A 20,631-nucleotide genomic window follows, 5' to 3' on the forward strand; every position below is an offset into this window, starting at 1 on the left:
GAGCGCAGCTTTTTAGAGGATGTAACCCCTAAACTAAACCAAACAAGTTACAAAAGGCGTACTGATCATGTCTATCCAAGCCCCTGTCGTTCGCTACCACCACGTCGATGCCGACGGCGTGCGCATGTTCTACCGTGAAGCCGGCGACCCGGCGGCCCCGGTGATGTTGCTGCTGCACGGCTTCCCGAGTTCTTCGCACATGTACCGCGACCTGATCCCGCTGCTGGCCACGCGGTTTCGGGTGATCGCGCCGGACTTGCCAGGTTTCGGCTTTACCGAAGTGCCCGCAGAACGCGACTACCGCTACAGCTTCGACAACCTGGCAACCACCGTGGGGCATTTTGTCGACGCACTGAAACTCACGCGCTACGCCCTGTACGTCTTCGATTACGGCGCACCGGTTGGCCTGAGGCTGGCGGTGGCGCACCCACAACGGGTCAGCGCGCTGGTCTCGCAAAATGGCAACGCTTACCTGGAAGGCCTCGGCGATGCCTGGGCACCGATTCGTGCCTATTGGGCCGAGCCCAGCCAGGCCAACCGCGAAGTGATCCGCAACGCGGTGATCAGCCTGGAAGGCACGCGCTACCAGTACCTGCACGGCGTAAGTACACCTGAGTTGATCGCGCCGGAGTCCTACATGCTTGATGCGTTGTTGATGCAGCGCCCGGGCAATGACGAGATCCAGTTGGACCTGTTTCTCGACTACCGCAACAACCTCACCCTGTACCCGCAATTCCAGGCATTTTTCAAAGCCACGCAGGTGCCAACGCTAGTGATCTGGGGCGAGCACGACCCGTTCTTCATTCCACCCGGCGCCCACGCCTACAGGGGCGACAATGCCAATGCCGTGGTCGAGTTGCTGGACACCGGCCACTTCGCCCTGGAAACCCACGCCGCGCATATCGCCGAACGCATTCATACGGTATTGGGGCATGCCATCGACTGACGCAAAATCACGAAACCGCTACCTTGTCCAGTGAATAAAACAGACTGGCCGGGTGCCAATGGCCCTGCTAAAACAGCGCAAAGTCTTACTCACGCTGGAGACGCCCCATGAGCACCTGGCCAGACACCCGTATTCTCGACCTGCTGGGCATCGACGTGCCCATCATCCAGGCGCCGATGGCCGGCGCCACCACCGCCGCGATGGTCATCGCCGCCAATCAGGCCGGCGCCTTGGGCTCAATGCCCGCCGCCGCGCTGAGCATTGAGCAACTGCGCGAAGCCTTGAGCACCATTCGCCAAGCCAGCAAAGGCCCGATCAACGTCAATTTCTTCTGCCATCAACCGCCAGCTGCGGATCAAGCGCGTGACCAGCGCTGGAAGGCGTTGCTGGAACCCTACTACCGCGAGCTGGGCGCCGATTTTGATGCACCCACCCCGGTGTCCAACCGTGCGCCGTTCAACGAAGCCGCCTGCAACGTCGTCGAAGAGTTTCGCCCCGAGGTGGTGAGCTTTCACTTTGGGCTACCCGAGAAAGCCTTGCTCGATCGGGTTAAAGCCACCGGTGCCAAGGTGCTGTCCTCGGCGACCACGGTTGAAGAAGCCGTTTGGCTCGAACAGCATGGCTGCGATGCAATCATTGCGATGGGCTTTGAAGCCGGTGGCCACCGGGGGATTTTCCTCAGTGACGACCTCAACACCCAAATCGGCTTGATGGCGCTGGTGCCGCAAATGGTCGACGCGGTGAAGGTGCCGGTGATCGCCGCAGGCGGCATTGGCGATGCACGCGGCATCGTCGCGGCATTGGCCCTGGGTGCCTCGGCGGTGCAAATCGGCACTGCGTACCTGTTCACCCCTGAAGCCACCGTCAGCGGGTCACACCACTATGCCTTGCGCCATGCCCAGGCCAGCGAAACCGCGCTGACCAACCTGTTCACCGGCCGCCCGGCGCGCGGCATCGTCAATCGGGTGATGCGTGAACTGGGCGCGATCAACCCAACGGCACCGGCATTCCCCACCGCTGGCGGCGCCCTGATGCCACTCAAGGCCAGGGATGAAGCCGGCTTCAGCAACCTGTGGGCAGGCCAGGCACTGCGTCTGGGTAAAGATATTTCCAGCTATGACCTGACCCGTCAGTTGGCCGAACAGGCACTGGCCAAGCTCAAGCGCGACTGACACTTGGGGCAACTTTGCACTGTACCGGCAATGGCCAACCGCTATATATTCCCATACATAGCGGTAAAGCCTTCTACCTATAACAAGCCGTACAACCCCCAAGGAGCTGCTTCATGATGATCCGCGCTTCACACCTGGCCACCCTTATTGCCGCCTTTGCCTTCGGCACTGCCCACGCCGATGAAGTCCAGGTCGCAGTAGCTGCCAACTTCACCGCGCCGATCCAGGCGATTGCCGCCGATTTCGAAAAAGACACCGGCCACACACTGGTCGCCGCCTACGGCGCTACTGGCCAGTTCTATACCCAGATCAAAAATGGCGCGCCGTTCGAAGTGTTCCTCAGCGCCGATGACACCACCCCGCAAAAGCTCGAAACCGAAGGCGACACGGTCAAAGGTTCACGCTTCACTTACGCGGTCGGCACCCTGGCGCTGTGGTCGGCCAAAGAAGGTTATGTGGATGCCAAGGGCGACGTGCTGAAGAAAAACGACTTCAAACACCTGTCCATCGCCAACCCGAAAGCGGCGCCTTATGGCCTGGCGGCCACTCAAGTGCTGGCTAAAGAAGGCCTCACCGAGAAGGTCAAGGACAAGCTGGTCGAAGGCCAGAACATCACCCAGGCCTACCAGTTCGTGTCCACCGGCAACGCCGAGTTGGGTTTTGTCGCGCTGTCGCAGATCTACAAGGACGGCAAGGTCACCAGCGGCTCGGCGTGGATCGTCCCGGCGGCCATGCATGACCCGATCAAGCAAGACGCGGTGATCCTCAATAAAGGCAAGGACAGCGCGGCGGCCAAAGCCCTGGTTGAATACCTCAAGGGGCCAAAAGCCGCTGCGGTGATCAAGTCCTACGGTTACGAACTGGCCAACTGACTATGCCGCTGTCGAGTGCCGATTTTTCCGCCATCTGGTTGACCATCAAACTGGCGTCGCTGACGACTGTGATCCTGCTGATCATCGGCACTCCGATCGCCCTGTGGCTGTCGCGCACCCGCTCCTGGTGGCGCGGCCCCATAGGCGCGGTTGTCGCGTTGCCGTTGGTGTTGCCACCGACGGTCATCGGCTTTTACCTGCTGTTGACCATGGGGCCCAACGGTTATTTCGGCCAGTTCACCCAATGGCTGGGCCTGGGCACCCTGACGTTCAGTTTCGCCGGGCTGGTGATCGGCTCGGTGATCTATTCCATGCCGTTTGTGGTGCAGCCGTTGCAAAACGCCTTCTCTGCCATTGGCACGCGCCCACTGGAAGTGGCGGCGACGTTGCGCGCCAACCCTTGGGACACGTTTTTCACGGTGATCCTGCCCCTGGCCCGTCCGGGGTTTATCACTGCCTCGATTCTGGGCTTCGCGCACACCGTGGGTGAGTTCGGCGTGGTGCTGATGATCGGCGGCAATATCCCCAACAAGACCCGCGTGGTCTCAGTGCAGATCTACGACCACGTCGAAGCCATGGAGTATGCCCAGGCCCACTGGCTGGCCGGCTCCATGGTGGTGTTCGCTTTTCTCGTATTGCTGGCGCTCTATTCCAGCCGTAAAACCAGGATGGGCTGGAGCTGACCGCCATGATTGATGTACGCCTGAACCTGAAGTACCCAGGTTTTGCCCTGGACGTAGACCTGCACCTGCCCGGCCGTGGCGTGACCGCGCTGTACGGGCATTCCGGCTCCGGCAAGACCACATGCCTGCGCTGTATCGCCGGGCTTGAGCGGGCTGAAGACGGGTTTATCCAGATCAACCAAGAGGTCTGGCAAGACAGCCGCAACGGTGTGTTTGTACCGCCGCATAAGCGCGCATTGGGTTATGTGTTCCAGGAGGCAAGCCTGTTTGCGCATTTGTCGGTGCGCGCCAATCTGGAATTCGGCCTCAAGCGTATTGCACGCTCGCTTCGCCGCGTGGACCTGGCCCAGGCCGCCGAACTGCTGGGCATTGGCCACTTGCTTGAACGCCACCCGCAGCACTTGTCCGGCGGCGAACGCCAACGCGTCGGCATCGCCCGCGCGCTGCTTACCAGCCCGCAGCTGTTGTTGATGGATGAACCCCTTGCAGCTCTGGACAGCAAGCGCAAAAGCGAGATTCTGCCCTACCTCGAACGTCTGCACGATGAGTTGGATATTCCGGTGCTGTACGTCAGCCATGCCCAGGACGAAGTCGCGCGGCTGGCCGATCACATCGTGCTATTAAGCGACGGCAAGGCCCTGGCCAGCGGCCCCATCGGCGAAACCCTGGCACGCCTGGACTTGCCGATGGCACTCGGCGATGACGCCGGTGTGGTCATCAATGGCAGCGTGATTGCCTACGATGAACACTATCAACTGCTCACCCTGCAATTGCCCGACAGCCCGTTGCAAATGCGCGTGGCTCATGCACCACTGGCGTTGGGCAAACCGTTGCGGGTCAAGGTGCAGGCACGCGACGTCAGCCTCAGCCTGCACGCCGAAGAAGCCAGCAGCATCCTCAACCGCTTGCCGGTGACGGTCACCCAGGAAATAGCGGCGGACAACAGCGCCCACGTGCTGGTGCGCCTGGATGCCGGAGGTACGCCACTGCTGGCAAGGATTACCCGCTTTTCCCGCGACCAACTGCACCTGCATCCGGGCCAGACGTTGTGGGCGCAAATCAAGGCGGTGGCGGTGTTGGCGTAAGTATTTGGCACCCGCGCAAAACCCTGTGGTCAATCAGGTATACCGGCCTGATCTGTTGCCAAGGAACCTGCACCATGCCCGACTCTGCGCTGCCTGCCGACCTGCCCCGCGACCTGCATTATGTTGACGACACCCAACCTGGCATCCGCCGCAAAAAGCTGCGTGGCAAGTTTCAGTATGTCGACCCCAAAGGCCAGCGCATCACCGATGCCGATGAAATCAAGCGTCTGAATGCGTTGGCCGTGCCGCCGGCCTACACCGATGTGTGGATCTGCGCCGACCCGCGCGGCCACCTGCAAGCCACCGGCCGTGATGCCCGAGGCCGCAAGCAGTACCGCTATCACAGCCGCTGGCGCGAAGTGCGCGACACCGACAAATACTCACGCCTGCAAGAGTTCGGCAAGGCCTTGCCCAAATTACGCAAACAATTGGAAGCGCAAATCGCCGCGCCGGGGTTCACCCGTGAAAAAGTCCTGGCCACCGTGGTGATGTTGCTGGACGCCACATTGATCCGCGTCGGCAACACCCAATATGCCCGCGACAACAAATCCTACGGGCTGACCACCCTGCGCAACCGCCATGTGGACATCAAGGGCAGCGAAATCCAGTTTCAGTTTCGCGGCAAGAGTGGCGTCGAGCACCAGGTCAGCGTCAAGGACCGACGTCTGGCCACGGTGGTCAAGCGTTGCCTGGAGTTGCCAGGGCAGAATCTGTTTCAGTACCTGGACGAAGACGGCGAGCGCCACACCGTCAGTTCCCACGACGTGAATGCCTATTTGCACAGCCTCACCGGCGCCGATTTCACCGCCAAGGATTACCGCACCTGGGCCGGCACCGCCATGGCGCTGGCGGTGTTGCGCGAATTGCAGTGGCAGCCTGAATCCGATGCCAAGCGCCACGTGGTGGCGATGGTCAAGGACGTCGCCAAACAGTTGGGCAATACGCCAGCGGTGTGCCGCAAGTGCTATATCCACCCTGCCGTGCTGGAGCATTTCAGCCTGGGCGAGCTGTCCAAGTTGCCCAAGCCACGGGTGCGCAAGGGCCTCAAAGCCGAAGAAGTCGCGCTGGCGATGTTCCTCGAGCAATTGGCCACCGACTTGCCCAAGGGCGCCAAGCCGGGTTAGCCTGCGGGTCCCTTCTGACTCACGGGATGAGCGCCGACGTGAACCACTAAGCCTTCCAAAATGTACCTGCAACGAGCCGCCTGGCGCGCTTGTTGGCCTGTTCGACATTTTTTTGGAGGTGCTGATGACTGACGTCAAACGCCTGCCCGTATTGGTTTCCCTGCAACACGTGTGCTTCCAGTTCGCCAATGGCGAAACCTTGCTGGACGACCTCACCCTGTCCATTGATTACACACCCACCGGGATTGTCGGCCGTAATGGTCGTGGCAAAAGTATCCTGGCGAAGCTGCTTGCCGGGGTGCTTGCGCCCTCTTCCGGTACGCTGGACGGCAAGGCCCGCGTAGCTTACGTCGCACAGAGCCTGACGCTGCAAGCTGGACAAAGCCTTGCGCAGATCACCGGCACTGCCCAGGCCTTGGCCGCGCTTGAGCGCATGGCCCGAGGCGAGGCCCGGTCCGGTGACCTTGAGCTGATTGACGATCGCTGGGACCTTGCCGAACGCCTGCGTGCCGCACTCGATGACGCGGGTTTACACGCGCTCGGCTTTGACGCGCCAGCCCATCAACTGAGTGGCGGCCAACTGGCCAGGGTTGCCGTCATCGGTGCGCTATTGGCGGCGCCGGACCTGCTGGTGCTGGATGAGCCCACCAACCACCTCGACAGCCATGGGCGCGAGTGGCTGCTGCGGGTTTTGCGCGAGTGGCGCGGCGGTTTGGTGGTGGTCAGCCATGATCGACAGCTGCTCAATACCCTGACGCGCATCGTCGAGCTGTCGCCCCTTGGCATGCGTGTGTATGGCGGCAATTACGACGCCTATCGCCAGCAACGCGATACCGAACAGTACGCTGCCGCCATGGCGCTTGAGCATGCTCGCCTGCAACGCAGCCGCGAACGCAAGCGCCTGCAAAAAGATCACGACAGCCTGCAACGCAATGCCGCCCGCTCACGCAAGCATGCCGAAACCGCCAACGTTGATCGCTTTACCAAAGCCCGCTGGAAAGGCGCCGCCAAGGAAGTCGTCAGCACGGCGCGCAGCGCTCACCACGCCTACAAGCATGAGCTGGATGGCCAGGTGCGCAAGGCTTATGCGCGTGTCGTCGATGAAACCCCGACCTTGCTCGCCCTGCCCGGCTCGGCCTTGCCCAACGGCCGACACGTACTCACCCTGGAGCACGCCCAACTGCCGTGGATCGACCCGCACCAGCCGGCGACTTACCTCACGCTCAACCTGATCGGCCCGGTACGCGTGGCCGTGCGTGGGCCGAACGGTTGCGGCAAGTCCACCCTGCTCAAGCTGCTGGCAGGCCAATGGCAAGCGGTCAGCGGCGCCTGCACGGTGTCGATACCCGCCGCGTATATCGATCAGCACCTGGCGCTGCTGACGGATGAGCGTTCCATCGTCGAACAACTCAACCTGCTCGACACGCCCCTGGCCGAAGCCGAGCTGCGCACGCGCCTGGCCTTGTTGCAACTGGACGCCCTGCGCGTTACCCAGCCCACCGGCCAACTGAGCGGCGGCGAACGCTTGAAAGCTGCGATGGCGATTGCCTTGTGGCGCGATTCGCCGGCGCAACTGTTATTGCTGGACGAGCCCACCAACCATCTGGACCTGGAATCGGTACTGGCCTTCGAGCAGGCGCTGCGCGGGTTTACCGGGGCCATTGTCGTGGTGTCCCATGACGAGGCGTTCATCCAGGCGATCCGGCCGACCCACCATTTGATCTGGCAGCCCAACGGCTGGCGACTGGAAAGTGTCTGAGGTCATTGCATGCACCGCCAAAGCGTCCTACGGTAGTGGCCGAATAATCTCACTGCGGAGCCCGCTCCTATGTTGCCTTCGTCCCAAAGGCCTTACGCCAATGCAGCGCTTGCCCATCGCCAACGCTGGCGCGGGCGGGTCGGCTTGATGCTGGTGGCCAGCCTGTCGGTGCTGGCGGGCATGACCGATGCGATTGGCTTTATGGCCAGCGGGGATTTTGTCTCATTCATGAGCGGCAACACCACGCGCCTGGCGGTGGCAATCAGCGCCGGTGACCTGGGCCTGACCGGGCGCCTGCTGTTGCTGGTGGCGATGTTTGTGCTGGGCAACGCACTGGGCGTGGTGGTCAGCCGCTTCAGCCGCCGGCATGCGCTGCCTTTGCTGCTGTGCATCGCCGCCTTGTTGTGCGGCGCCGCGCTGTGGCCCTTCGACGATACGTTGCCGGCGCTGCTGGCGGCGATTCTGGCGATGGGCATGCTCAATGCTGCCGTGGAAGAGGTCAACGGTTTGCCGGTGGGCCTGACCTATGTGACCGGCGCGCTCTCACGTTTTGGCCGCGGGTTGGGGCGCTGGATACTGGGGGAGCGGCGTAATGGTTGGCGGGTGCAACTGGTGCCGTGGGTTGGCATGTTCGTGGGCGCCGTGATTGGCGCGGTGCTGGAGCACCAGCTCGGGCTCAAGGCGCTGCTGGTCAGTGGCGCATTGGCCGCCGTGCTGGGGATGGTGTCACTGAAGATCCCCCGGCGCTGGCACTTGGGCTACATGCCGCGCTAGGAAGAAAACGAGGCCCGCTCGACGATAAGGCCTCGACGTCCGTGTACTGGTAAAGAGCCATCACGTCGAGCGAGCGGGAGGAATGATAATTCAATGTCCAGCGCCTGTCCCGCCGGGCATTTCCGAAAAATGCTAAGGAGACAGCCTACAGACAGGTTGCCAGTGCGGCCAACCGACGCTTGGCCGGCATCGTGTCCTGGGCGGCATAGTAGCTGATGCTGGAGCCGCCACCGGCTACGCGCACATCGGCAAAGTAGTCAGCGCCCGTGGTGTAGACGGTAAAACCACCGGCTTCGAGCGGCTCTTTGAAGCCACCGGCGTCAACGCCGAACACCGCCTCGTCCTGCCAGCCGAACTGGATGCATTGGGCTACCACCAATGCGGCCTTGTCCGACGCCAGGGTTTTGTAGGGCTGACCGCTGCGCGCTTCCTTCATCTTCGAGCCTGCACAGCCGGACAGTGCGGCCACTGCCAATGCGCCAATTACCAGCTTTCGCATGCCATTGCTTCCTTTGGAAAAAACGCGACTTTACCACTCTCCGCTGATTGTCTGATGCGTGCATGAACTTTGTTTCACTGTGAAGGGTGCGCCTGGCCCCTATAGTCAGCAGGCTCATTTTTAAGAAGTATCCCTTCTGCCCGCTCTCCCGCGGGCTTTTTTTTGCCTGCGATTTCAGGGCGAGATGCGGTCAACCTGTGGGAGCTGGCTTGCCTGCGATGGCATCACCACGGTGTTTCTGAATACATCGAGGTAACGCCATCGCCGGCAACCCCGGCAGTAAAAGCAACACCAGGGCGTGCCCCTCAAAACCACCAGCGAAACAAATAAAACAACCCCATGCTCAACAGCACCGTAATCAACACGCTACGCGTCCAAAACATCAACGCCACCGCACAGACGCCCGCCAGCAAATAAGGATTGCCCGGGCTCAGATTCAACTTATGGTCAGCAAGAAAAATGATCGGCCCGCAAATCGCCGTCAGCATCCCAGGCACTGCAAACCCCAGAAATTCCCGCGCCCCACGGTTAAGCCGCACCGGCAAACGCGGCTCGATAAACAAGTAACGATTAAGAAAAACCACCAGCCCCATGGCCACAATCATGATGTAGATCACTTCTGCCCTACCCCCAGCCGCTTGCAGGCAAACCCCGCACTCATGCCCAACACCCCGGACACCACCACCGCCGACTCCCAGTGCAAAAAGCTCAGCCACACCGAAAACAGCAATGACACCGCCACGCACACCACCGTCGGCACATCACGCACCACCGGCGTAATCAACGCGATAAAGGTCGCAGCAATTGAAAACTCCAACCCCAACTGGTCAAGCCCGGGAATGCTTTTGCCAAGCACAATGCCGGCCAGGGTAAAGAGGTTCCAGGCGATGTAGAACGTCAGCCCCACCCCCAACGCATACCAGCGATTGAACGTCTCGCGGTCATAGTGGTTGACCAGCGCGAAGAACTCATCGGTCAGCAGAAAACCCAGGCTCATGCGCCAGCGGGCGTTAAGTGACGAGAGTGTCGGGCGCATGTGCATGCCATACAGCAAATGCTGGGAAGTCAGCAGCAAGGTGGTCAACACAATCGAGATCAGGCTGGCGCCGCTCTTGAGCATGCCGATGGCCACCAACTGCGCAGCACCGGCAAACACGATGGCGGATAAGCCCTGGGCCTGCAGCGGGGTAAATTGCGCGTCAATGGCCATGGAGCCGGCGAGCAGCCCCCACGGCGCACAGGCCAGGGATAACGGAATAACGGCGATGGCGCCGCGGGCGAAGGCGTAATGCGGTAAGGCAGCAGGCATGGAGACGGCTCATCGACAGACAGTCGACAAGCATGCCAGCGTTTAAAGCGGGTTGTCTTGAACGATCTTGCGCACTCAGGCGAGCTTGACCGACACCTGCTCCACCGAGTCGCGCGCCTCACGCAGTTCATGGGCGTCCTGATTGAGCCGGTGAATGGTATTGAGCAGGCGTTGGCGCAGCACTTCATCGCCGAGTTTTTCGACGGCGCGCATCAGGTCAAACGCCGCGGTTTCGTTATTGTCCGCGACGGAATCGAGGGTCTTGCGCAGGTTGCGAGTGGCACGGGTCACGCGGGTTCATCCTTCATCAGCAATGGGCAGGCACTTTAGGACATTCGTGTTTCATTTTAATTTCAGTCACTTGTGGTTGATTGGGCGGGGTTTGATCCATATCAATCGAATACAGGATTTGACCTACATATATGGACATACGTATATTCGTATAAACATATATGAAAAAGACTTTCATCATGTCAGACCCCTTCTCACCGCCCACCCTGTTCAAATGCCTGGCCGACGCCACCCGCGCCCGCTTGACGTTATTGATCCTGCGCGAAGGCGAACTTTGCGTGTGCGAACTGATCCATGCTCTGGACGACAGCCAGCCAAAGATCTCCCGTCACCTGGCGCAACTGCGCAGTTGCGGGTTGCTGCTGGACCGTCGTCAGGGCCAATGGATCTACTACCGCATCAACCCGGCACTGCCCGCATGGGTCACTCAAGTGCTGGACACCACCTTGCAAGCCAACCAGCCCTGGTTGCACCACGACGCGCAGCGTCTTGCTGCCATGGGCGACCGACCACAACGGGCCAGCACCTGCTGCTGAGCCATCGGAGCGTTAATTCATGCTTGTCGCAATTGGCATTTTTATCTTCACCATCGTTCTGGTCATCTGGCAGCCCAAAGGCCTCGGAGTCGGCTGGAGTGCAAGCATGGGCGCCATTCTGGCCCTGGCCTGCGGGGTCATCAGCCTGGCGGACATCCCCGTGGTGTGGCACATCATCTGGAACGCCACCGGCACCTTTGTTGCACTGATCGTCATCAGCCTGTTGCTCGACGAGGCCGGCTTCTTTGCCTGGACCGCCCTGCATGTGGCGCGTTGGGGCCGTGGGCGTGGCCGGCGGCTGTTTGCCTATATGGTGCTGCTGGGCGCGCTGGTTTCGGCGCTGTTCGCCAATGACGGAGCCGCGTTGATCCTCACGCCCATCGTCATGTCGATGCTGCTGGCCTTGCGCTTTTCTCCGGCAGCGACCCTGGCGTTTGTGATGGGCGCGGGGTTCATCGCGGATACCGCGAGCCTGCCGCTGGTGGTGTCGAACCTGGTGAATATCGTCTCGGCGGATTACTTCAAGATCGGCTTCAACGAGTACGCGGCGGTGATGGTGCCGGTGAACTTCGTCAGTGTCGCCGCCACCCTTGCGGTCCTGCTGTGGTTCTTTCGCCGCGATATTCCCGAGGCCTACGACCCGGCCGACCTCGAAGACCCCGACAGCGCCATTCATGATCGTGCGACCTTTCGCGCCGGCTGGTGGGTGCTGGGTATCTTGCTGGTGGGCTGTTTCGCGTTAGAGCCGCTGGGCATTCCCATCAGTGCGATTTCCGCCGTGTGCGCTGTGTTGCTGCTGGTGATCGCCGCCAAGGGCCACAAGATCTCCACACGCAAAGTGTTGAAAGAAGCGCCGTGGCAGATCGTGGTGTTTTCCCTGGGCATGTACCTGGTGGTCTACGGCCTGCGTAACGCCGGCCTGACCACCTACCTCGCCACCTGGCTCGACACCTTTGCCACCTACGGCGTGTGGGGCGCTGCCATGGGCACCGGCGTGCTGACGGCGCTGTTGTCGTCGGCGATGAACAACCTGCCGACGGTGCTGATCGGCGCGCTGTCGATCGAGTCCAGCCATGCCGTGGGCGTGGTCAAGGACGCGATGATCTACGCCAACGTGATCGGCAGCGACCTGGGCCCCAAAATCACCCCGATCGGCAGCCTGGCCACCTTGTTGTGGCTGCATATCCTGGCGCGCAAAGGCATCACCATCACCTGGGGTTACTACTTCAAGGTCGGCATCGTGCTGACCTTGCCGGTGCTGTTGATCACCCTCGCCGCCCTCGCCTTGCGCCTGAGTTTTTGAAGGAGATACTGCAATGAAAGTCCTGTTCATGTGTACCGCCAACAGCTGCCGCAGCATCTTGTCCGAGGCGATGTTCAACCACCTCGCGCCGCCAGGTTTCGAGGCGATCAGCTCCGGCAGCTTCCCCAAGGGCCAGGTGCTGCCGCGCAGCCTGAGCACGTTGCAGGCCGCAGGCATCAGCACCGAAGGTCTGCACAGCAAGGGCAATGACGCCTTTGAGGGCAGCCCGCCGGATGTGGTGATTACCGTGTGCGACAAAGCTGCGGGTGAGGCCTGCCCGGTGTATTTCGGGCCGGCGGTGAAGGCGCATTGGGGGTTGGAAGACCCGTCGGATGTTCAGGGTGACGAGGCCAGTGTGGACGCAGCCTTCAAGGCCACGCTCAGCACCATAGAAAGGCGTTGCAAGGCGTTCCTGGCCTTGCCCTTCGCCCAACTCAGCCCTGCCGAGTTGAAGGCAGAACTGGCCCGCATCGCAGCGCTTTAACCCGAGGACATAATGACCACGCTGCCCAACCTCAACAGCACCCTCGCAGGCCCGCTGCCCGTCGGGCCAGGCCACCCGCCGCGCATCCTGCTGCTTTACGGCTCCACACGCCCGCGCTCGTTCAGCCGTTTGCTGGTGGAAGAAGCCGCGCGGCTGTTGCGCCACTTCGGAGCCGACACGCGGATTTTCAATCCTTCGGGCCTGCCGCTCCCCGACGATGCGCCCAATGATCACCCTAAAGTCCAGGAGCTGCTGGACCTGATGCAGTGGTCTGAAGGCCAGGTGTGGTGCTCGCCCGAGCGCCACGGTTCGATGTCGGCAGTGTTCAAGGCCCAGCTCGATTGGGTGCCGCTGGCCCTCGGTACGGTTCGCCCGACCCAGGGCAAAACACTGGCGGTGATGCAGGTGTCCGGGGGCTCGCAATCGTTCAACACGGTCAACCAACTGCGCGTGCTGGGGCGCTGGATGCGCATGTTCACGATCCCCAACCAATCCTCGGTACCCAAGGCATTCATGGAGTTCGATGACCAGGACCGTATGAAGCCGTCGGCGCTCTACGATCGCGTGGTCGATGTGATGGAGGAACTGGTGAAGTTCACCGTATTACTGCGTGATCGCCCAGACCTGGTGGACCGCTATTCGGAGCGCAAGGAAAGCGCCGATGAGCTGTCGCAGCGTGTGAACCAACGGTCGATTTGAGCGGCCCTGCTGGCGTATGCTCATGCCAACCGCATTCTGAGCTGAATCATGAGCACTCTGCACCACGCCTGGCTGGGCAACTACGAAGTCAGCAGCACCGCCTGCACCGGCCTGACCTTTGCCCGCCATAGCCACGATGAATGCGTGATCGGCGTAAACCTCGTCGGTGAGGAAAAGGTCTGGCTCGACCGCCGCGAATTCGAAGCCGGGCCGGGCAGCATTACGCTGTACAACCCCGGTCAGATCCAGGGCGGCGGCGCGGCGCCAGGCGCGCCCTGGCAGTTTGTCAGCCTGTATGCCACGGCCGATCAATTGGCCGCTGACCTTGGGTTGGCGCAACTGGAGTTTGATCGCTCGATGTGCTTTCAGCCTGATCTGGCGCAGCGCCTGGCTGTGGCGGTGAAAGGTGCCTTGAGTACCGATGCATTGGTCCGCGATCTCAATGAGGAAGCCTTGGTATTGCTACTGGGTGAGGTGGTCAGCGTCAGTGGTGTGCGTGTACCCGGCAGCACAGCAACGGGCAAAAGCATGATCAGCCGCGCCCAGGAATTGCTCGCTGCGCACTTGCATCAAGTGTTGCCCCTGGACCACCTCGGCGATGAGCTGGGATTGTCCAAATTTCACCTGCTGCGCGCCTTCCAGAAGGAAACCGGGCTCAGCCCGCGGCAATGGGCGATGCAACTGCGCACCCGCCGCGCCAAAGGCTTGTTGCGCAATGGCATGGCGGCCAGCGAAGTCGCCCATGACCTGGGTTTTGCTGACCAAAGCCACCTCAATCGGCATTTTCGCGCCGCCTATGGCATCACGCCCGGCCGCTATCAAAGCGTCTTGTTTAAACGCTGAAGCGCAATCTGGTTCAAGACGCCTGCCCCACCTGCCGCCACACTGCCCGCCCTCTCTTGAAGGAACGCGGGCATGTTGACGATCTTCTTTTACGCGCTGGTATTCGGTTTTGTGTTTTGCCTCTCGCCCGGCGCCGTGCTGGCAGAGACGCTGCGCCGGGGCCTGCTGCACGGTTTTACCCCGGCCTTGCTGGTGCAGATCGGCTCGCTGGTAGGCGATGCGGTGTGGGCAGTGATCGGCCTTACCGGCATCGCCTTGCTCATCCAGCATGACGCGGTGCGTGTGCCGCTCACGGTGGTCTGCGCGCTGTACCTGGCCTGGCTGGGGATCCGCAGCTTGATCGATGCCTGGCGCTTGCCCGAGGCGAGCAGCGCGCCTGCCAGCTCCGGGCAAAATGCGCTGGCGGTAGGCGCGGCGATTTCCCTGGCCAATCCGAAAAACATTGTCTATTGGGGTGCGCTGGGCAGCGCCTTGTCCGGCATCGTCGGCACCACGCCCAGCCATGGGCAAACGCTGATGTTTTTTGCGGGCTTTATGCTGGCATCGGTGTTGTCGTGCTTTCTGATTGCAGCGTTGGTCAACCTGCTGCGCAAGAACGCTTCACCGTTATGGCAACGCATCAGTTATGGCGCCTGCGGTGTGGTATTGATCTATCTGGCAGTTCTGGCTGCACAAGGGATATGAAGTTATATATCGCACAACTTGTCGATGCGGCTATCTGAATAAACTCTGAACACCGACGTATTTAACCAACTATGCGTTGACATTTTGTACCCCGCTGAGTAGATTGCCCCTGCCCACAACCGGGGCCTTTTTTAAACCTCACAAAAGAAGCCAATGGACACAGTATCTAGTCGCTGTCCGAGCACCGCTCACGCGGGCATCGGGCGCCAAACCCAGAATATGACAGGACTCGCCTTCCAGGTCCGGTAAGCTGCGCTAGAGCTTGATGCTCCACCGTAACTGCCTCGCCGGTCGCTCGTCCGGTCCCGAGGTGTGTTATGACCTTTCAACTGATTGTTTTGCCTGACATTCGCACGCTGGCCGCAGCCCTGCGGGCCAAGCTGTGCCGCGACCCCGTGGGCTTTGCGCCTGCGCGCTCAACCTTTGCTGCACCCTTCCCTCAAGCAAGCAAAGATCCCCTGCGCCCAGCTCCCCCGCTGGCGCACTGGCGTGTCTGCCCTGCCAGCGGCCAATTGCTGCAGCACTGGGACCACGCCGACCCTCAAGACCCGCAGAGACCTCAGGTTTCCACCCTGGCTCAAGCCAGCCTGTTGCTCGAGTTTTACCTGAGCAATCGCGCCGCTTAAACCAGCTGGAAACAGCAACTTCCTGATGATTATTCTGGAGTTCGTTATGAACACATCCAGTAGTAGCCCGCTGCGCGCCAGTTAACTAACGCGCACTAAGCGGGCACTGTAGAAGTTATGTGAACACCCTATTTAAACCGATCGCGAAGTCCGCGGCTCGGCATGCTTTCGCTCGCCTGTATTCAGGTAAGTACCGGGTATGTTTTGTCGAGAATTGGCGACAGGAGTACAGACAATGAGCGCCGTAAAAAACACGCCTCTGCACAAGAAAAATGGCACTGCAACCGACACCAAACTGTCGATGCGTGCCGCCCGTGAAGCCCAGAACGGCCTGTCGGCCACCCTCGCCAATGTGCGTGCCACCCAGGACGGCCTGACCGAACTGGACGCCTCGGCACGTCTGCAACGCGAAGGCTACAACGAAGTGGCCCATGACAAGCCGCCTCATGCCATCGTCCAGTTCCTGCAGGCACTGAACAACCCGTTCATCTATGTACTGCTGACGCTTGCCGGGATCAGCTTTGTCACTGACTACTGGTTACCCTTGCAGGCCGGTGAAGAAGTGGATTTGACCAAGGTCATCATCATCATGACCATGGTGCTGCTCAGCAGCCTGCTGCGTTTCTGGCAGGAGCACCGCTCGGCCAAATCCGCCGAAGCCCTCAAAGCCATGGTGCGCACCACCGCAACGGTGCTGCGCCGCGAGCAGGTCGGCAGCCAGCCGATCCTGCGCGAAGTGCCGATGCGCGACCTGGTCGCCGGTGACATCGTGCAACTGTCTGCCGGCGACATGATCCCGGCCGATATTCGCCTGATCGAATCCCGCGACCTGTTTATAAGCCAGGCCGTGCTCACCGGTGAAGCCTTGCCGGTAGAGAAGTACGACACCCTGGGCGATGTCACGCAAAAATCCGCCTCTACCCTTGCGGCCGACCAAGGCAACCTGCTGGACCTGCCGAACATCTGCTTTATGGGCACCAACGTGGTCAGCGGTCGCGCCAAGGCCGTGGTGGTCGCCACCGGACCGCGCACCTACTTTGGCTCACTGGCCAAGGCGATTGTCGGTTCCCGCGTGCAAACCGCCTTCGACCGTGGGGTGAACAGCGTCAGCTGGTTGCTGATCCGCTTCATGCTGGTGATGGTGCCGATCGTGTTCTTCCTCAACGGCTTCTCCAAAGGTGACTGGGGCGATGCGTTCCTGTTCGCCCTGGCGGTTGCCGTGGGCCTGACCCCGGAAATGCTGCCGATGATCGTCAGCGCCAACCTGGCCAAGGGTGCTACCGCCATGGCCAAGCGCAAAGTGGTGGTCAAGCGCCTCAATGCGATCCAGAACTTCGGTTCCATGGACGTACTGTGCACCGACAAGACCGGCACGCTGACCCAGGACAAGATCATCCTCGAGCACCACGTCAACGCCTTCGGCCAGCGCGATGACGCGGTGCTGTCCCTGGCCTGGCTCAACAGCTTCCACCAGAGCGGCATGAAAAACCTGATGGACCAGGCCGTGGTGCAGTTCTCGGAGCAGAACCCCAAGTTCCAGCTGCCGCTGGCCTACAGCAAGGTCGATGAACTGCCGTTCGACTTCGTGCGCCGGCGCCTGTCTATTGTGGTGCGCGACACGGCCGGCGACCAATTGCTGGTGTGCAAGGGCGCCGTGGAAGAGATGTTGAGCATCTCCACACACACGCTCGAAGGTGGCACCGCCGTGCCGCTGGATGATCAACGCCGCGAAGAACTGCTGGCATTGGCCAACGACTACAACGAGGACGGTTTCCGCGTCCTGGTGGTGGCGACGCGCAACATCCCTAAATCCATGGCGCGCCAGCAGTACACCACCGCCGATGAGCGCAACCTGGTGATCCAGGGCTTCCTGACCTTCCTTGATCCACCGAAGGAAACCGCAGGCCCGGCGATTGCCGCGCTGCAACAAATCGGCGTGGCCGTGAAGGTGTTGACCGGCGATAACGCCGTGGTCACCAGCAAGATCTGCCGCCAGGTCGGCCTGGAGCCCGGCCAGCCGCTGCTGGGCGTGGAAATCGAAGCGATGGACGACGCCACCCTGCTGCGCCGCGTGGAAGAACGCACGGTGTTCGCCAAGCTCACGCCATTGCAGAAGTCCCGCGTACTGAAAGCCCTGCAAGCCAACGGCCACACCGTGGGCTTCCTCGGCGACGGCATCAACGATGCCCCGGCGCTGCGGGATGCCGACGTGGGTATCTCGGTGGACAGCGGCACCGATATCGCCAAGGAATCGGCCGACATCATCCTGCTGGAAAAGAGCCTGATGGTGCTGGAAGAAGGCGTGCTCAAGGGCCGCGAAACCTTCGGCAACATCATGAAGTACCTGAACATGACCGCCAGCTCCAACTTCGGCAACGTGTTCTCGGTGCTGGTGGCCAGTGCGTTCATCCCGTTCATGCCGATGCTGGCGATTCACCTGCTGCTGCAAAACCTGATGTACGACATCTCCCAACTGGCTTTGCCGTGGGACAAGATGGACAAGGAATACCTGGCCAAACCGCGCAAGTGGGATGCCAAGAACATCGGCCGCTTCATGATCTGGATCGGGCCGACCTCGTCGATCTTCGACATCACCACCTTTGCGTTGATGTGGTACGTGTTCAGCGCCAACAGTGTGGAAATGCAGACGCTGTTCCAGTCCGGCTGGTTTATCGAGGGCCTGCTCTCGCAAACCCTGGTGGTGCATATGTTGCGCACCCGCAAGATCCCCTTCTTCCAGAGCACGGCTGCCTGGCCGGTGTTGATGATGACCGCCATCGTCATCTGCCTGGGGATCTACGTGCCGTTCTCGCCGCTGGGCACCCTGGTCGGCCTGGAGCCGCTGCCGCTGGCCTACTTCCCGTGGCTGGTCGGCACCCTGCTCGCCTACTGCTGCGTGGCACAACTGATGAAAACGATCTACATCCGCCGCTTCAAGCAGTGGTACTGATCACCCCCGCCGTTTAAACGGTGGCGGTCGCCCGGCCGCCACCGTGCATCACAAGGACCCTGACTATGCGCGTGCTTATCTGTGCAGGTCGTCATTACGCTGACACCAAAAAGTCCCGCCAAGTGCTGGACGCCTACCACCGCCTGCGCCCCGTGCAGGTTTTGATTCACGGCGGCAACCAGTTCCTAGGCAGCGACATCGAGGAATGGGCGCGGGAAATGCGCATCGACGTGGTGCGCTACCCGCCCAATTGGCAACGCCACGGCAAGCAGGCGGAACGCCAGCGCAACCATTTCATGCTCGCCGACAGCCGCCCCGACGTGATCATCGCCCTGCCGGGTGGTGAAGACACCTCGGAGCTGGTCTGCCAGGCCAAAGCCAGCGGCATTTCGGTGCTGACCGTAGAAAGCTGAATTCAAGCGAGGTGCATCATGCACAAAAAACACAGCCCACAGCGCCCGGACGGGTTTGCCAAATACCGCGAACGTCACTACCGGGGCGCTCGCCATACCCTGTTGCTGCTGCCACCGGCCAAGCGCCGCGCACTGCAACGCAACCTGATTTTTGTCGGTACCACACTTGGCCTTATCTTACTGATCGCGTTGTTTTCCAAAGCCCAGGCGGCGGGCGGTTCGTATGTGGTCGACGACGGCGGGATCAACGATCCGGGCGAGTGCAGCGTCGACGCCTGGTACACCGCCAACCGGCATCAAGGCAACATTCATAACCAGACGCTTAACCCGGCGTGCACCTTCAGCGCACTGCCTGCCGTGGAGTGGAGCGCGGCACTGTCGCGCGCCAGTCATGCGGGGGATGCCGAGACGCAAATCAGCCCGCAGGTGAAGGCGCAGGTGTGGTCACAGGAAAGCCTGGGGCTGCAAATGGCCGTGTCTGCCACCAGCCACTTTGCCCTGGACCGCCAGCATGCATTCGACGGCGCGGACTTTAATGTGCCGTTGACCTGGCAACCGGTGCAGGCATTGCGCCTGAGCCTCAATGGCGGCTGGACCCACGCCTACAACGGCGGTGAACAAAACCACCGCCTGACGTGGGGCACCGGCTTTGAGTACCAGTTGGCGGACACGCTGACGCTGATCGGTGAGCGTTACGGCCAGGAAGGCGGTGACCAGGCGTGGCAGGCCGGGCCGCGGTTCCATGTGGGCAAACTGGTGGATGTGGATGTGGTGGTTGGGCAGAGCCTCTCCGGTGATTACAACCAATGGCTGACCACAGGCGCAACTGTGCGTTTTTAGGCTTTTTTAGCCTGTTGCTCCAGGTGCAGTTGCAACGCTGGTTCGAGTTGCAACTGCGCGGCCAGTTCGTCCGGGTAGCCGCGCTCCTTCGGCGCCTGGTCATTGACCATCATCACGCTGGCCAGGTAGACCTCGGTCGCCAACCCTGGATCAGAGGCATATTCGGCGAAATCGGCGGCATTCAGAGGTTTGGCGACTTCGTCGTTGAGCCACTGCTGCAAGTTAGCGTCGTCGGTATGGCGGCCTAGTTCGGCCGAAATCATTTCCTGCTCTTTGTCATCGATCTCTCCATCGGCCTTGGCGGCCGCAATCAGAGCGCGTAACAGTGCATGGCTATGGGCTTCAGCTGCCTGACCGTCAAGCTGGTCAACCGTCTGGATGGCCTGCTGCGGTGCGCTGGCCTGCTGGCGTTGCCAGGCCTGATACGCCTGGAAAGCCGCCATCCCCAAGGAGGCCAATGCCGCATAGTTCATCCCGCCTGAACGCGTTTGCGGGGTGCCACCGGCAGGCGCACCGCCCAACAATCCGCCCAGGCCACCTAATAAACCACCCAGCCCACCACCACCTGCCGCAGCGTTGCCGCTGCCGGAGCTGTTCAACAAGCCGCCCAGCAGACCACCCAGGCCGCCCAGCCCACCGCCTGAGCCGCCGCTGTTTTGCTGGCTGGCGCGCAGCAGCTGTTCCAGTAAATTGCCGGTATTCATGGTGTCACTCTCCCGCAGCGTCGTATTGGCGTTCA

23 protein-coding genes are annotated in these 20,631 nt (G+C 61.2%); 18 read left to right on the forward strand and 5 right to left on the reverse strand.

Annotated features, from left to right (window positions below; genetic code table 11):
- The first annotated feature begins 67 nt into the window (after window positions 1-67).
- The 8 genes from ASE80_RS17755 (at window position 68) to ASE80_RS17790 (ending at window position 8,415) form a co-directional block, all read left to right on the forward strand.
- Window positions 68-946 carry an alpha/beta fold hydrolase gene (locus tag ASE80_RS17755; RefSeq protein WP_056860079.1) on the forward strand — a complete coding sequence of 293 codons (879 nt, stop codon included), beginning with the start codon at window positions 68-70 and terminating at the stop codon, window positions 944-946.
- A gap of 107 nt (window positions 947-1,053) precedes the next feature.
- Entirely contained in the window at window positions 1,054-2,118 is a 1,065-nt protein-coding gene (locus tag ASE80_RS17760; protein WP_056860080.1) for an NAD(P)H-dependent flavin oxidoreductase, read from the forward strand.
- Window positions 2,119-2,231: 113 nt separating this feature from the next.
- On the forward strand, window positions 2,232-2,990 hold the full coding sequence (modA, locus tag ASE80_RS17765; protein WP_056860081.1) for a molybdate ABC transporter substrate-binding protein: 759 nt from the start codon (window positions 2,232-2,234) through the stop codon (window positions 2,988-2,990).
- On the forward strand, window positions 2,987-3,673 hold the full coding sequence (modB, locus tag ASE80_RS17770; RefSeq protein WP_177336529.1) for a molybdate ABC transporter permease subunit: 687 nt from the start codon (window positions 2,987-2,989) through the stop codon (window positions 3,671-3,673). The genes modA and modB overlap by 4 nt, the downstream gene beginning before the upstream one ends.
- 5 nt (window positions 3,674-3,678) lie before the next feature.
- Window positions 3,679-4,758: a molybdenum ABC transporter ATP-binding protein gene (gene modC, locus ASE80_RS17775; RefSeq protein ID WP_056860083.1), complete on the forward strand. Its 1,080-nt coding sequence runs from the start codon at window positions 3,679-3,681 to the stop codon at window positions 4,756-4,758.
- A 74-nt stretch (window positions 4,759-4,832) separates the two neighbouring features.
- Complete coding sequence (locus ASE80_RS17780) at window positions 4,833-5,882, forward strand: DNA topoisomerase IB (RefSeq protein ID WP_056860084.1); 1,050 nt, start codon at window positions 4,833-4,835, stop codon at window positions 5,880-5,882.
- A gap of 124 nt (window positions 5,883-6,006) precedes the next feature.
- Window positions 6,007-7,641, forward strand: coding sequence for an ABC-F family ATP-binding cassette domain-containing protein (locus tag ASE80_RS17785; RefSeq protein WP_056860085.1), 1,635 nt, complete (start codon window positions 6,007-6,009; stop codon window positions 7,639-7,641).
- Between the two features lie 69 nt (window positions 7,642-7,710).
- Window positions 7,711-8,415, forward strand: coding sequence for a YoaK family protein (locus ASE80_RS17790; protein ID WP_056860086.1), 705 nt, complete (start codon window positions 7,711-7,713; stop codon window positions 8,413-8,415).
- Between the two features lie 145 nt (window positions 8,416-8,560).
- Here ASE80_RS17790 and ASE80_RS17795 read toward each other — a convergent pair whose 3' ends face one another.
- The 4 genes from ASE80_RS17795 to ASE80_RS17810 form a co-directional block, all read right to left on the reverse strand.
- Entirely contained in the window at window positions 8,561-8,914 is a 354-nt protein-coding gene (locus ASE80_RS17795; protein ID WP_056860087.1) for a lipoprotein, read from the reverse strand.
- A gap of 305 nt (window positions 8,915-9,219) precedes the next feature.
- On the reverse strand, window positions 9,220-9,531 hold the full coding sequence (locus tag ASE80_RS17800) for an AzlD domain-containing protein (RefSeq protein ID WP_056860088.1): 312 nt from the start codon (window positions 9,529-9,531) through the stop codon (window positions 9,220-9,222).
- Window positions 9,528-10,223, reverse strand: coding sequence for an AzlC family ABC transporter permease (locus tag ASE80_RS17805; RefSeq protein ID WP_056860089.1), 696 nt, complete (start codon window positions 10,221-10,223; stop codon window positions 9,528-9,530). The genes ASE80_RS17800 and ASE80_RS17805 overlap by 4 nt, the downstream gene beginning before the upstream one ends.
- A 75-nt stretch (window positions 10,224-10,298) precedes the next feature.
- Window positions 10,299-10,514: a hypothetical protein gene (locus ASE80_RS17810; protein WP_017138831.1), complete on the reverse strand. Its 216-nt coding sequence runs from the start codon at window positions 10,512-10,514 to the stop codon at window positions 10,299-10,301.
- Between the two features lie 179 nt (window positions 10,515-10,693).
- Between ASE80_RS17810 and ASE80_RS17815 the strand changes: the two genes are divergently transcribed.
- The 10 genes from ASE80_RS17815 to ASE80_RS17860 all read left to right on the forward strand — a co-directional run bounded on the left by ASE80_RS17815 (window position 10,694) and on the right by ASE80_RS17860 (window position 19,892).
- Window positions 10,694-11,050, forward strand: coding sequence for a metalloregulator ArsR/SmtB family transcription factor (locus ASE80_RS17815; RefSeq protein ID WP_056860337.1), 357 nt, complete (start codon window positions 10,694-10,696; stop codon window positions 11,048-11,050).
- A 19-nt stretch (window positions 11,051-11,069) separates the two neighbouring features.
- Window positions 11,070-12,353, forward strand: coding sequence for an arsenic transporter (locus ASE80_RS17820; protein WP_056860090.1), 1,284 nt, complete (start codon window positions 11,070-11,072; stop codon window positions 12,351-12,353).
- Between the two features lie 13 nt (window positions 12,354-12,366).
- Window positions 12,367-12,837, forward strand: coding sequence for an arsenate reductase ArsC (locus tag ASE80_RS17825; protein WP_056860091.1), 471 nt, complete (start codon window positions 12,367-12,369; stop codon window positions 12,835-12,837).
- 9 nt (window positions 12,838-12,846) lie between these two features.
- Entirely contained in the window at window positions 12,847-13,536 is a 690-nt protein-coding gene (arsH, locus tag ASE80_RS17830; RefSeq protein WP_371920486.1) for an arsenical resistance protein ArsH, read from the forward strand.
- A 48-nt stretch (window positions 13,537-13,584) separates the two neighbouring features.
- The gene (locus tag ASE80_RS17835) at window positions 13,585-14,379 is read left to right on the forward strand and encodes an AraC family transcriptional regulator (RefSeq protein WP_056860093.1); all 795 of its coding nucleotides are present in this window, start codon (window positions 13,585-13,587) and stop codon (window positions 14,377-14,379) included.
- Window positions 14,380-14,451: 72 nt separating this feature from the next.
- Window positions 14,452-15,063 (forward strand): LysE family transporter, encoded by a 612-nt coding sequence (locus ASE80_RS17840; protein ID WP_056860094.1) that lies wholly within the window; start codon window positions 14,452-14,454, stop codon window positions 15,061-15,063.
- A 317-nt stretch (window positions 15,064-15,380) separates the two neighbouring features.
- Complete coding sequence (locus tag ASE80_RS17845) at window positions 15,381-15,689, forward strand: hypothetical protein (protein WP_056860095.1); 309 nt, start codon at window positions 15,381-15,383, stop codon at window positions 15,687-15,689.
- A gap of 235 nt (window positions 15,690-15,924) precedes the next feature.
- Window positions 15,925-18,639, forward strand: coding sequence for a magnesium-translocating P-type ATPase (gene mgtA, locus ASE80_RS17850; protein ID WP_056860096.1), 2,715 nt, complete (start codon window positions 15,925-15,927; stop codon window positions 18,637-18,639).
- Between the two features lie 65 nt (window positions 18,640-18,704).
- A complete protein-coding gene (locus ASE80_RS17855; protein ID WP_056860097.1) occupies window positions 18,705-19,052 on the forward strand; it encodes a DUF2493 domain-containing protein in 348 nt (115 codons plus the stop codon).
- Between the two features lie 18 nt (window positions 19,053-19,070).
- Window positions 19,071-19,892 carry a hypothetical protein gene (locus tag ASE80_RS17860; protein WP_056860098.1) on the forward strand — a complete coding sequence of 274 codons (822 nt, stop codon included), beginning with the start codon at window positions 19,071-19,073 and terminating at the stop codon, window positions 19,890-19,892.
- Here the strand turns inward: ASE80_RS17860 and ASE80_RS17865 are convergent.
- The gene (locus ASE80_RS17865; protein ID WP_056860099.1) at window positions 19,889-20,596 is read right to left on the reverse strand and encodes a DUF533 domain-containing protein; all 708 of its coding nucleotides are present in this window, start codon (window positions 20,594-20,596) and stop codon (window positions 19,889-19,891) included. The genes ASE80_RS17860 and ASE80_RS17865 overlap by 4 nt on opposite strands.
- Window positions 20,597-20,631 lie beyond the last annotated feature (35 nt).

Origin of the sequence: Pseudomonas sp. Leaf15 (assembly GCF_001421425.1) — a bacterium.
Lineage (GTDB): Bacteria > Pseudomonadota > Gammaproteobacteria > Pseudomonadales > Pseudomonadaceae > Aquipseudomonas > Aquipseudomonas salomonii.